The sequence below is a fragment of the Gilvibacter sp. genome (assembly GCF_013214815.1).
In the GTDB taxonomy this organism is placed as follows: domain Bacteria; phylum Bacteroidota; class Bacteroidia; order Flavobacteriales; family Flavobacteriaceae; genus Gilvibacter.
In genome coordinates this window covers 12976-25611 of record NZ_JABSPU010000040.1, presented here as the reverse complement: position 1 = coordinate 25611, position 12636 = coordinate 12976, and the positions used below count along the sequence as shown (strand labels likewise).

Here is a 12636-nt window from a genome sequence, read left to right as displayed (position 1 = left end):
TATTTGCAGGACAGCAGATCGGAATTGTGCTTGCCGGCGGAAATGTTTATCGGTGTAATCTCCCTTTTTAAACTGTAAGGATTTTAGTTACTTTTAAGCCCATGAAGAAGTGGCTTGCTGTCTTTATTTGCTGTTTGACTTTTGCGTTATATGGGCAGAACACTACCGACGACTCCGTTTTTCTGGAGGCGAATTATTTCTACGGTAGCATAGTAGAACACAATAAAGACGTAGCGCATTTGATCACGGGACATCCGGAAGGGATCATTTTAAGCTACAACAAACGCAGTTTTGGTGAAAAACCTTGGCAAGCGCTTTACAATTATCCCGATTTTGGGTTTTCCTTCATTTATCAAGACCCTAAAGAACCTGCATTGGGTCAGACCTATGGTTTGTATGCCCATTACTCCTTTTACTTTATTAAACGCATGTTTCGTTTCAAGATCGGACAGGGAATAGCTTATGCTACCAACCCTTTTGATCTGGAAACCAACTTCAAGAATAATGCCTATGGTTCGCGTTTGTTGAGTTCCACTTTTGTACAAGGCGATTTTATCCTACCCAGACTCTATAAAGGGTTAGGATTACACATTGGAGGATCATTGGTGCATTACTCCAACGCCAATTTTAGAGCGCCTAATACCAGTACCAATACCTTGGCGGTGCATTTAGGTTTGAATTACGATTTGGATTACACTACTGATTTTGAATATCAGAATCAAGAGTTGACCAATCAATACAAAGAGCCTTGGCACTTCAATGCTGTGCTGCGCTTTGGGCTTAATGAGAGTGATTATGTCAGTCTTGGACAGCATCCTTTTCTGGTGGTTTCGGCTTTTGCAGACAAGCGCTTGAACAGGCGCAGTTCTATACTCGGTGGAGTGGACTTTTTTATGTCGCGATTCTTGAAAGAAGAAATTGAGTACCGAGCCATAGCTTTTCCACGAGAAGGCATTGCAGGTGATGAAGACTGGAAGCGCGCAGGTGTATTTGTGGGGCACGAGCTGCATTTTGGGCCGTTGTCTTTTCTAACGCATGTGGGTTACTATTTTTACTACCCCTACGATTTTGAAGGTCAATTCTACCAACGCGTCGGCTTAAAACATAAGATCAGCGAAAATTTTCACGGTTCCTTGGCTTTAAAACTCCACGGGGCTAAAGCAGAAGCCTTGGCTTTTGGAATAGGATATCGATTCAACTAATATGAAACAACTCACGCTTCTGATAATTTCCGTTTCACTCCTGCTCGGTTGCAGCAGCAGTGATGCCCCTGATTGTATTCAGGCGGCAGGAGACTTGGTGACCAAAGAGTTTGCGCTATCAGACTTCCAACGCATTCGCATTGAAGACGGAGTGCGTCTGGTGATTCGCCAAGCAGACAGCTATAAAGTTGTCTTGGAAAGTGGTGAATTCATTATTGACGACATCAGCGTAAGAAAAGAAGATAATTTGCTCGTAGTTGCCAACGATAACCGCTGCAATTTTGTGCGGGAATACGGTTTGACAACCGTTTACGTGGACGCCCCGAATTTAGTGCAGATCAGAAACAGTTCTCGTTTTGAAGTACGCAGTGATGGTGTGTTGCAGTATCCTAGTCTTAATTTACTTAGCAATACCTCTGGTGAGGGAAGTTCTGGTAAAAAGAGTGGTGATTTCTTCTTAGATATTGAAGTCAATAATCTGCAAATCAATGCCAACGGGATCAGTGTGTTTTATATTTCAGGAACCGCTAACAATGCCTTTGTCCAATTCAGTGACGAGCAGCCAAGGCTAGAAGGGCGGGATTTGATTATTCAAGATTTAGAGATCGTTCAAGTCAGTGCGAATAAAATGATCGTGAATCCACAGCAAAGTATTATCGGTGTCATTCGAGGTGCCGGTGATGTCATCTCTGTAAATACACCCCCGCTTGTTGAGGTTGAAGAACTCTTTACTGGCACCCTAATTTTCGAAGACTAAAAACCAAGCCGCACTGCATTTGCGTATACATATTATGAACCCGCGATTTCTTCTCTTCTTCCTCTTCTTTCTGGTTGCAGGCGCTGCAGACAGTCTGGCACAAGAACAAGAGGAGCAAAAGCCTTTTTCGCTCCAGTTCGACTATTTCTACGGAACCATCATGGAGCACAACCCAGATCTGAGTCATTTGATAACTGATCATCCGGAGGGTTTTGTTTTGAGCTATAACAGAAAGACTTATGGTTTCAATGCCTGGGAACGGCGTTACAATTATCCGGATTGGGGGTTCACCTTTACCTACCAAAATTTTAAGAATCAAGCCTTAGGTGAGAATTATGGCTTGTACGGTCACTTCAATTTCTACTTTTTAAAGCGCTCTTTGGTGCTTCGGATCGGACAGGGAATTGCCTATGCCAGTAACCCTTACGATCGGGATGAGAACTTCCTCAACAATGCCTATGGAACGCATTTACTGAGCACAACCATGCTCAAATTCGATTATGTAAAAGAGCGACTTTGGCGCGGTTTGGGTCTTCAGGCTGGTTTTACAGTCATACATTATTCCAACGCCAATTTAAAAGCGCCTAACAACAGTACCAATACCTTTGCCTTTAGCGCAGGGTTGAATTATCAGTTTGATCACGATAATTTCCCAGAGTATGTTCCCTTTGAAGGCAAAACGCCCTACAGCGAACCGGTGCATTTCAATTTGGTGCTAAGAGGCGGTGTCAACGAAAGTGATATTGTGGGCCAAGGGCAGTTTCCCTTTTATGTGGTCTCTGCTTTTGTAGATAAACGGATCAATCACAAATCAACGCTTCAAGCGGGAGTTGATCTGTTCTTTGCTGAGTTTCTGAAAGAGTTGATCTATTTCCGTTCTGTAGCCTTTCCTGAAGAAAATGTTACCGGTGATGAAGACTGGAAGCGCGTGGGAATTTTTATCGGTCATGAATTGCGATTTAACAGAGTGGCCTTTGTGTCGCAATTGGGTTATTACGTGTATTATCCTTTTGATTTTGAAGGGCAATTGTACAATCGGCTGGGTTTAAAAAGGTATTTCGGTAAGAACGACAGGGTTTTTGCGGGTGTCACTGTAAAAGCGCATGGGGCCAAAGCGGAAGCCGTGGAATTTGCGGTAGGAATTAGATTTAACAAACTGTAAGATGAGAATTTGGACTTTACTTATTGTGTTGACGTTACTGTCTTGTGACAGCGAAAATGCTTTTGATTGCTTCCAAACTAATGGGGATCGGATAGAGGTCAATTATGAGGTTGCGGCCTTTGACCGTATTCGCGTCCGAGAGCGTATCGAACTTGTTCTCAAGCAAGGTGATCATCATGAAGTTCGTATAGTTGCTGGCTCCAATCTTCTTCCAGACATCTCCGCCATAGTGGAGGACGGTGAGCTTATTTTGCGCGACGCTAACGCTTGTAATTTCACACGTGATTATCAACCCACTATTGCCTATGTGACCAGTCCTAATATAACGGTGGTGAGTAATCAATCGGGGCGCACGGTTCGCAGCGATGGCGTCTTGCAATACCCGGAACTCAGCTTGAAATCAGAAGATTTTACAGAGAATGATCGCATAAATGTCGATGGCGATTTTGATATGGATCTAGAGGTGGAAGAACTCAGAATCTTGACCAACAATTTGTCCAATTTCTTTTTGAGGGGAAGTGCAATGGATGCTTATGTTCAAATATTCAGTGGAGATTGTCGCATTGAAGCCCAGGAACTCATCGTGCAGAATCTAGAAGTTTTCCACCGCGGGACGAATCAGATGTTTGTAAATCCGCAGCAACAAATCAGCGGAGAGATTCGAAGCGTCGGAGATGTGATCTGCTCCAATACACCGCCTGTTGTTGAGGTAACTGAATTCTATACGGGCCGTCTTATTTTCCTGGATTAGTCAGCTCTCTAAATAGACTTTCCAAGTTTTTGTTCTTCTGATTCAGCTGAAGAATCTTAAGGCCATTATCGTGAGCGAAATCAAAAACCGTAGAACGCATATCCTCTTTGGTGTCAAAATGGATCAAATACGTAAACTCATGAACGTTTTCCACCTTGCTTACTTTAGGCAAACGGTTTAAAGCAACCTCCTCAACTCTAAAGTCAAAAGCCACTTCAACAATTTGTTGTTGATCTCCTTTGAGCTCACTGAGCTTGTGGTCGGCAACGATCTGTCCTTTGTCAATCACGATAACGCGGTCACAAAGCGCTTCAACTTCCTGCAAGATGTGTGTAGATAAAAAGATCGTTTTAGAGCTTGCTGCATTTCTAATGAGTTCTCTAATCTCCAAAATTTGATTGGGGTCCAACCCTGTGGTAGGTTCATCTAGGATCAAAACTTCAGGGTCGTGGAGCAGTGCTGCTGCCAATCCAACACGCTGTCGGTATCCCTTACTCAAGCTGCCAATGCGTTTATGAGCTTCCGGGCTAAGACCGGTTTGCTCAATAACTTCCGCGATTCTGTTCTTTGGACTCTTATGCAATTGCGCGTGTTGGTTCAAATACTCTTTGACATACATTTCCAGATACAGTGGATTGTGCTCAGGCAAGTATCCAACACTCTGGCGCACCGCCATTGGGTTGTCCAAGACCGCCTGTCCGTTTACGCTAGCGCTCCCCGAGCTCGGCTCCAAATAGGTGGTTAAAATTTTCATCAAAGTTGATTTTCCCGCGCCGTTAGGTCCCAGGAAACCAACAATCTCTCCTTTATCCACAGAAAAACTAACGCCGTCTAGGGCCTTTTGGGTTCCGTAGAATTTGGTAAGATCTGTGACTGCAATTGACATATTTATAGTTTGTGTAAAGCTAGGAATTATAAAAATCTCAAAAAAATTTTGCTGCATAGCTTGCATTGGCTACTTTAGCATTTCAATAACAGAAAATGAACAACTTTAGTACTTTTTATAACTATTGGTTTTTTTATTTCCGAAAGGAGATCGGGTAACCTATGTAGTTAACTAAAGTGAAACACATATAAATCCCGAGCTCGTCTCGGGATTTTTTTTTTGATATGAACGAAGAAACCAAAACGGTACAAGATTCCATAACGCATCCAGGGGCAAAGATCGCCATTCAGGGAGTTCGTGGTTCCAACCATCATTTGGCCGCTACACAATGGGCTGGGCCAGAGGCCAGTGTTGTAGAATGCGAGACCTTTGATAGTTTGATCGCTAAACTCGTAGGGGGAGAAGTAGATTTTGGAATCATGGCTGTAGAGAATTCTACAGCTGGGTCTATTCTGCCCAATTACGCTTTAATTGACACCAATGATCTACACGTTTGTGGCGAGCACTATTTGAACATCAGCCATAACCTATTGGCTATGGAGGGGCAAGATATCAGTGAGATCAAAGAAGTGCACTCTCATTATATGGCCCTGTTGCAGTGTAAGGCATTTTTTAGTCAACATCCGCATATAAAGTTGGTTGAAGCTTCAGATACTGCACTAGCTGCAAAAGAGATCGCCGAAGGGAAATTGAAAGGGATTGCTGCCTTAGCGCCAGAATTAGCAGCTTTCTTGTACGGTTTGGATGTTTTAGTTCCAGATGTACAGTCCATTTCAAAAAATGCCACGCGTTTTGTGATGGTGAGTAAAACCAAGGTGCAAGAACCTGGGGTGGCCATTAATAAAGCGTCTTTAAAGTTTGAGTTGGATCACAAAAGAGGGAGTTTGGCAACTGCATTGAATGTGATGAGTGACTGCAATTTGAGTTTGACCAAGATTCAATCGCTACCCATAATTGAAACGCCTTGGCGCTATTCTTTTTTTGTGGATGTGGTCTTTGAAAGTCTTGCTGATTTTGAAAAAGCAACCGCCATGTTAGGAATAATGGCCAAACATTTTAAGGTTTTGGGTACGTATAACGACAAGAAGATTAACTTATGATAACTGCAAGTCGTTTAGCACAAACCAAGGAATACTACTTTTCGCGAAAATTGCGAGAAGTACGTCAGCGTATTGCAGATGGAAGACCGGTGATCAACTTAGGGATTGGTTCGCCAGATCTGCCGCCTGCACCAGAAGTAACTGCCGCTTTACAAGATGCTTTGGCGCACCCCAAAGCGCATCAATACCAGAGCTATCAAGGTATTCCAGAATTGCGTAAGGCCATCGCTAGTTTTTATGAAGCGCATTATAAGGTTGCCTTGAGTGCCGAGACGGAAGTCTTACCGTTAATGGGATCCAAAGAAGGGATCATGCATATTTCCATGGCTTTTTTAAATCCAGGTGACGAGGTTCTAATCCCGAACCCTGGTTACCCGACCTATGCTGCTGTGGCGCGTTTGGTAGAAGCCGATATTCGTACTTATGATCTTAGCGCAGATCGAAATTGGTTGCCAGATCTCAATGCTTTAGCACAGACAGATCTAAGCAAGGTGAAGATCATGTGGGTCAATTACCCACATATGCCAACAGGGGCTACCGCTAACAAAGACTTTTTTGTCAAACTCATTGCCTTTGCCAAAGCCCATCAGATCTTGATTGTCAATGACAATCCTTATAGTTTCATTCTCACCGATACCCCTGTATCGCTTTTAGAGATTCCAGGCGCTAAACAGGTGGTTTTAGAACTGAACTCTTTGAGCAAGACCTTCAATATGGCTGGCTGGCGCGTAGGGATGCTCTGTGGTAATGCGGAGTTTATCCAGGCTGTGCTTAAAGTAAAAAGCAATATGGATAGCGGGATGTTCTACGGCCTACAAAGAGGTGCCATTGCTGCCTTGGGTATGGACAAAACCTGGTTTGAACAGCTCAATGGAACTTATGCCAGACGCCGTGAATGGGCGTGGAGGATCGCCAATGCTTTGGGTGGAGATTTTAGTGATGATCAACAAGGACTCTTTGTTTGGGTGAAATTACCAGCGGGAGTTTCTGCAGAAGCTGTTGCAGATCGCCTCTTAGATGAGGTAGATCTTTTCATCACCCCAGGAACAGTTTTTGGAACCGCGGGTGAAGGCTATATAAGAATTTCGCTTTGTGTATCTCTGACTGATTTGGAAGCTGCGCATCGCAGAATCATTGAAAAAAACATACAACTATGAATCGGGTAGTTATCATTGGACTCGGACTCATTGGAGGCTCCTTGGCGATAGACTTGAGGAGACTATACCCTAAGGTGTTGCTGCAAGGTATGGACCAAAATCCGGATCATTTAGAGCAAGCTCAGGATCTAGGTTTGGTAGATTCGGAAGCAACAGAGAAAGATCTGTCCAAAGCCGATCTGGTTGTTCTCGCTATCCCTGTACATGCCACTGCACAAATTTTGAGTGGTATTTTGGATCAAGTAGGTGATCAGACTTTAGTGGCCGATATGGGCTCCACCAAAGCCGTGATCTGCTCCGCAGTAAAAACACATCCTAAGCGCAGAAATTATTTGGCCATGCATCCTATTGCCGGTACCGAATATTCTGGACCCAAGGCAGCCATCACAGGTTTGTTTGAAGGCAAGACCAACATCATTTGTGAAGTAGAAAAAACCAGTTTGACCCTTCAAGAGAAAGGGCAAGAACTCTGCAGAGAGTTGGGGATGCGGATTCGTTATATGGACCCTGAAGCCCATGACAAACATTTAGCCTATGTGTCTCATTTGTCACACGTGAGTTCCTTCATGCTGGGCAAAACGGTCATGGACATTGAGCAGAATGAGCGTGATATTTTTGACCTAGCAGGCAGTGGATTTGAATCTACCGTTCGCTTGGCAAAAAGTAGTCCCAATATGTGGGCGCCGATCTTTTCGGTAAATCGCGATCATTTGTTGGACAGCCTCAATGCCTATATAGAAAATTTAGAAGCCTTTAAAGCTTTACTAGAGCGCGATGACGAACCCGCTATGCATCAGGAAATGACAGCAATCAATAGCATCAAACATATATTAAACGGAATTAAGAAGAATTAATAAGACTATGGAAAATAAAAAAGAACTCAGAAATTGGTTGGACGCCTTTGGACTGGATCACCCACTTGTGATCGCAGGACCTTGTAGTGCGGAAACCGAAGACCAAGTCCTCAAGATAGCCCACGAACTCAAAGACAGTGACGTAAGTGTATTACGTGCTGGGATCTGGAAGCCCAGAACGCGTCCTGGCAACTTTGAAGGAGTAGGAGCTTTAGGTTTAAAGTGGTTGCAAAAGGCCAAGGAAGAAACTGGCTTATTGACCACTACAGAGGTGGCTAACGCCAATCACGTGGATCTAGCTTTACAGCATGATGTGGATATTCTTTGGATTGGAGCGCGAACCACGGTATCGCCTTTCATTGTGCAAGAAATTGCAGATGCGCTCAAAGGAACGGATAAAACGGTTTTGATCAAGAACCCGGTGAATCCAGATCTTTCCCTTTGGTTGGGAGCCGTAGAGCGTTTTCACACGGCTGACATTGCTAATTTGGGTGTGATTCACCGCGGATTCTCTACTTATGAAAAGACCCGTTACAGAAACAATCCAGAATGGCAAATTGCCGTAGATCTGCAGAACCGTTTCCCAGATCTGCCATTGATTTTGGATCCTTCCCACATTGCCGGGCGCAGAGATATCATCTTTGATCTGTGTCAAATGGCTTTGGATCTCAACTACGATGGACTCATGGTAGAGACGCACTACGATCCAGACAACGCATGGAGTGACGCCAAACAGCAGATCACACCGGATCGTTTGAAGGAGATCATGGTAGAGCTCACCATCAGAAAAGAAGAAGGTCAAGAGCAGGAGTTTAAAAACAAACTGAACACCTTGCGTACGCAAATTGATGTGATTGACCACCAACTTATTGAGACCTTGGGTAAACGTATGAAGGTTGCCGATGAGATCGGAACGCTTAAAAAAGCCAACAACGTGGCCGTATTGCAAACCAAGCGTTGGAACGAGATTTTGGGCAAAATGATTTTAGAAGGAGAGCAGCACCAACTCAGCGAAGAGTTTATTCTACGTGTGTTTAAAGCGATCCACCAAGAATCGATCAACCACCAAGAAAAAATCTACAAGCAATAAAAAAGCCCGCGGGAAGCGGGCTTTTGATTTAGTTTTGAATTGGACGCCTAAAGATGTATCGGGTAATAAAAATACCTTGGCCGTCTTTGTCTCCTGAATCACTCTCTACAGCGGAGGTGACAAATGCTAGATCCCAGCCCTCTGCTAGCATGGCATTGATTTTAGATTCAATTAACGCGTCATTAGCTGCAATATTTTGGAATCTAATTCCGCCAATGTTGTAGAAGTTGAGCAATTTTGTTTCTTCAAAATCCTTTACACGAATATCTTTTCGTTTGGATTTGTTTCGGGTATTGTCATCCTCAGTTTGAGTTGAAGTAAATTCCTGATAGTCTCTTTGTTCATTGGCCGAGATTAATCTGGATCTACCCAATCCATTAGGAACTATGGATTCGACACTTGTGATCACTTTTACCTCGTATTGTTGCTGTGCTTGCAGATCAACGCTTACAAGGGTCAAAACTAAGATTAAGATTATTTTATTCATTGCGTAGGTTTATTGTGTGAGGTAAAAATATTACTTATTCTATCAAACTCCCTATTTTTGTGACACCTATGAAGGGAACAGTCTATAAATCAACCGGCAGCTGGTATACCGTCAAAGATGAAAGCGGCACATTCCACGAATGCCGAATTAAAGGCAAGTTTCGCATCAAAGGAATCAAAAGCACCAACCCGGTGGCTGTTGGAGATCGGGTGGAGTTTGAATTAGAGACCAACGGCGACGAGACCGTAGGAGTGATCAAAAAGATCGACGACCGCGATAACTACATCATTCGCAAGTCGGTCAATCTTTCCAAGCAGACCCACATCATTGCCTCTAATATCGATCAGGTGTTTTTGCTGATCACTCATGACAATCCGCCCACCTTTACCATTTTTATAGATCGATTTTTGGTCACTGCGGAGGCTTACAGCATTCCGGCCGTTTTACTTTTTAATAAGATGGACACCTATGATATTGAAAAGAAAGCAGAACAGCTCTATTTGATGGATATGTATCGACAGATCGGGTATACCTGCTTAGCTATCAGTGCCAAGACCGGAAAGGGCGTGGATGAAGTAAAAGCCATGATGGAAGGCAAGACCTCTATGTTTGCAGGGCATAGCGGTGTGGGTAAATCCACTTTGGTAAATGCGGTTTCTCCGAGCTTGAATCTGGCTACAGCTGCCATCTCAGATCAACACAAGCAAGGGCAGCACACCACTACCTTTGCGCAGATGTTTGATTTGGATTTTGACGCGAGAATCATAGACACTCCAGGAATCAAAGGTTTTGGTATTGTAGATATGGACAAGGACGAGATCAGTGATTATTTCCCGGAATTCTTCGCCCTAAAATCCGAATGTAAATTCAACAACTGTTTGCATTTAGAAGAGCCAAAATGTGCTGTTAAAGAAGCTTTAGAAAACGATGAGATCTCTTGGTCCCGCTATAAAAGTTATGTGACTCTGTTAGAAGAGGAACAAGATCAGTCCTACCGTAAAGACGAGTTCCAACAAACATGAGAGCAGTAATTCAAAGAGTAAGTCGGGCATCGGTAACGGTGGCTGGAGAGCAGATCTCATCCATAGAACAAGGCTTGTTGATTCTTTTGGGAATTGAAGCAGAAGACAACCGAGAAGATATTGATTGGTTGGCAGGAAAAATCGCGCGATTGCGAATTTTTGGTGATGAACAAGGAGCTATGAATTTGGCACTTGGTGATGTAAATGGCGACGCTATCGTAGTGAGTCAGTTTACCTTACACAGTTCCACCAAAAAAGGCAATAGACCCTCATTTATTAAGGCAGCACATCCCTCCATTGCTGAGCCACTTTATGAGGATTTTATTAGTACATTTGAGAGAGTAGTCGGTAAAAAAGTAGGTACAGGTTCCTTTGGAGCCATGATGGACGTGCAACTAACCAATGACGGCCCCGTCACCTTGATTATCGACACAAAAAATAAAGAATAACTCCACTAAGTAGCGCAAAATGATTAAAAAAGTATCCCAAGTAGGATGTATTGTGATATTGCTTTTCATGGGCTTAAGTCATAATGCGTTTGCCCAAGACTACGAATTCAAGAAAGTTTCTAAAGAAGAACTCAGTATGAGTGTGTATCCGCAAGATACCGCGGCACCCGCTGTTTATCTTCACAAATCGAGAAACACTTATTATGAAGATGACGAAGTTAAAGGATGGGTGCTTTACACAGATGTACATGAGCGTATTAAGATCCTGAACAAAGACGGCTTGGATTACGCCACCAGAAAGATCAATCTATATCTCAAAGGGCGTCTAAAAGAACGCGTAGAAAGCATCAAAGCTTTTACATTTAATTTGGAAGACGGAAAGGTCAGATCAGAAAAACTCAGCAAGTCCGGAATCTTTGAAAATATGGAGACCGACAATCGCCTGGAGGTCAGTCTTACCATGCCTGCTGTTAAAGTAGGATCTGTGCTTGAGATCTCTTACCGCATTGTTTCTCCTTTCTTCACTACCATTGACGATGTGGTGATCCAAGAGGATATTCCTACGGCACACCACTATACCAAGATTCAGATTCTGGAGTATTTCCAGTTCAGCCGTTTGATCAAAGGGAACTTTAACGCCAACCCTAAAGATTACACCGATACCCGTAGAATTGACTTTACTTATGAGCAAGGCGGAGGGCTTACCTCGACCACTAAAGACGCTGCAGCGATATTCGAAGAGTTTATCTCTGAGTATGAATACATGCATGTTCCCGCTTTGAAAGAGGAGCGCTACGTGGATAATATTGACAATTACCGATTCACTGTGGTCTATGAACTCAGCAGTACCAAAAGTCAATCTGGAGTAGTGAAAGAGTATTCTAAAAGTTGGGAAGATGTTGTGGCTACCATTTACAAGTACGACGGCTTTGGAAAACAGCTGGATCGTACCAATTTCTTTAAAGATGATCTCGCAGGAGTGCTAGAAGGGGCTAGTGGTTATATGGACCGCATGAACCGCATCTTTGACTATGTGAAGTCTCACATGAATTGGAACAAGCGCTACGGAATGAGTGCCGCAAGTGGAATTGCAAAGGCCTATCGCGAAAAGACCGGTAATACAGGAGACATCAATTTACTGCTTACCGCTATGCTTAAGGAAGCTGGCTTAAACGCCAACCCTGTTTTGGTGAGTACGCGTAGTCACGGAATTCCAGCCTACCCAACAATTGATGGCTTTAACTATGTGATCGCCGCCGTTGAGATTGACGGACAACGTTATTTATTGGATGCCACAGAAAAGATGGCTGCGCCTAATGTATTGCCTAATCGCGTATTGAATTGGAGCGGAACCATGGTGATGGAGAACGGGCTGTCTATGAGTGTGGACCTGTATCCTAAAACGATCAGTCAGGTGAGTACCATGCTCAATGTAGAGTTGGATGACTTTGGCGATATCAGCGGAGGCGTGCGTGCTAACAGAACTCTTTTGGAGGCTTTGGATCAACGACGTGCTTTTGAGAACGAAAGTCCTTCTAAAATAGAAGAAGACCTAATGGATGATTACAATCTAGATTTGGTGAGTGATCTTGAGCTCAAGAATCTCAACGATACCTCCAAACCGGTGAGCATGAGTTACAGCTTTGAAAAAGAAGGAAGCAGCATATTATTAGTTGCAACTATTTAATGTGTTTAAACATCATTAGGCGGATTCTTGTT

The 12636-nt window shown here is 43.5% G+C and carries 13 protein-coding genes; 11 read left to right on the top strand and 2 right to left on the bottom strand.

Annotated elements, in window-relative coordinates:
* Positions 1–101 precede the first annotated feature (101 nt).
* Genes HRT75_RS09265 through HRT75_RS09250 form a run of 4 tightly spaced genes read left to right on the top strand, consistent with a single transcriptional unit; the run spans position 102 to position 3872 of the window.
* Positions 102–1202 (top strand): acyloxyacyl hydrolase, encoded by a 1101-nt coding sequence (locus HRT75_RS09265; protein WP_291185591.1) that lies wholly within the window; start codon positions 102–104, stop codon positions 1200–1202.
* Position 1203: 1 nt separating this feature from the next.
* Positions 1204–1959 carry a head GIN domain-containing protein gene (locus tag HRT75_RS09260; RefSeq protein WP_291185588.1) on the top strand — a complete coding sequence of 252 codons (756 nt, stop codon included), beginning with the start codon at positions 1204–1206 and terminating at the stop codon, positions 1957–1959.
* A 34-nt stretch (positions 1960–1993) separates the two neighbouring features.
* Positions 1994–3121: an acyloxyacyl hydrolase gene (locus tag HRT75_RS09255; protein WP_291185586.1), complete on the top strand. Its 1128-nt coding sequence runs from the start codon at positions 1994–1996 to the stop codon at positions 3119–3121.
* A gap of 1 nt (position 3122) precedes the next feature.
* Positions 3123–3872: a head GIN domain-containing protein gene (locus HRT75_RS09250; protein WP_291185583.1), complete on the top strand. Its 750-nt coding sequence runs from the start codon at positions 3123–3125 to the stop codon at positions 3870–3872.
* On the opposite strand, the gene gldA is transcribed toward HRT75_RS09250, so the two are convergent.
* The gene (gene gldA / locus HRT75_RS09245) at positions 3856–4758 is read right to left on the bottom strand and encodes a gliding motility-associated ABC transporter ATP-binding subunit GldA (protein ID WP_291185580.1); all 903 of its coding nucleotides are present in this window, start codon (positions 4756–4758) and stop codon (positions 3856–3858) included. The two genes, HRT75_RS09250 and gldA, sit on opposite strands and share 17 nt — an antisense overlap.
* Positions 4759–4982: 224 nt before the next feature.
* Between gldA and HRT75_RS09240 the strand changes: the two genes are divergently transcribed.
* The 4 genes from HRT75_RS09240 to HRT75_RS09225 are packed head-to-tail and all read left to right on the top strand — an operon-like array spanning position 4983 to position 8959.
* Positions 4983–5858 carry a prephenate dehydratase gene (locus tag HRT75_RS09240; protein WP_291185578.1) on the top strand — a complete coding sequence of 292 codons (876 nt, stop codon included), beginning with the start codon at positions 4983–4985 and terminating at the stop codon, positions 5856–5858.
* Positions 5855–7015, top strand: a complete 1161-nt coding sequence (locus HRT75_RS09235) for an aminotransferase class I/II-fold pyridoxal phosphate-dependent enzyme (protein ID WP_291185576.1) — start codon at positions 5855–5857, stop codon at positions 7013–7015. The genes HRT75_RS09240 and HRT75_RS09235 overlap by 4 nt, the downstream gene beginning before the upstream one ends.
* A complete protein-coding gene (locus tag HRT75_RS09230) occupies positions 7012–7869 on the top strand; it encodes a prephenate dehydrogenase (protein ID WP_291185574.1) in 858 nt (285 codons plus the stop codon). The genes HRT75_RS09235 and HRT75_RS09230 overlap by 4 nt, the downstream gene beginning before the upstream one ends.
* A 7-nt stretch (positions 7870–7876) precedes the next feature.
* Entirely contained in the window at positions 7877–8959 is a 1083-nt protein-coding gene (locus tag HRT75_RS09225) for a bifunctional 3-deoxy-7-phosphoheptulonate synthase/chorismate mutase type II (protein WP_291185571.1), read from the top strand.
* A gap of 28 nt (positions 8960–8987) precedes the next feature.
* Here the strand turns inward: HRT75_RS09225 and HRT75_RS09220 are convergent, their stop codons facing one another.
* A complete protein-coding gene (locus HRT75_RS09220) occupies positions 8988–9446 on the bottom strand; it encodes a hypothetical protein (protein ID WP_291185568.1) in 459 nt (152 codons plus the stop codon).
* Between the two features lie 68 nt (positions 9447–9514).
* On the opposite strand from HRT75_RS09220, the gene rsgA reads away from it, so the two are divergent.
* The 3 genes from rsgA to HRT75_RS09205 are packed head-to-tail and all read left to right on the top strand — an operon-like array spanning position 9515 to position 12604.
* On the top strand, positions 9515–10468 hold the full coding sequence (rsgA, locus tag HRT75_RS09215) for a ribosome small subunit-dependent GTPase A (protein ID WP_291185565.1): 954 nt from the start codon (positions 9515–9517) through the stop codon (positions 10466–10468).
* Positions 10465–10917, top strand: coding sequence for a D-aminoacyl-tRNA deacylase (dtd, locus tag HRT75_RS09210; RefSeq protein ID WP_291185563.1), 453 nt, complete (start codon positions 10465–10467; stop codon positions 10915–10917). The genes rsgA and dtd overlap by 4 nt, the downstream gene beginning before the upstream one ends.
* 19 nt (positions 10918–10936) lie before the next feature.
* Positions 10937–12604, top strand: a complete 1668-nt coding sequence (locus HRT75_RS09205) for a transglutaminase domain-containing protein (protein ID WP_291185561.1) — start codon at positions 10937–10939, stop codon at positions 12602–12604.
* Positions 12605–12636: the final 32 nt, after the last annotated feature.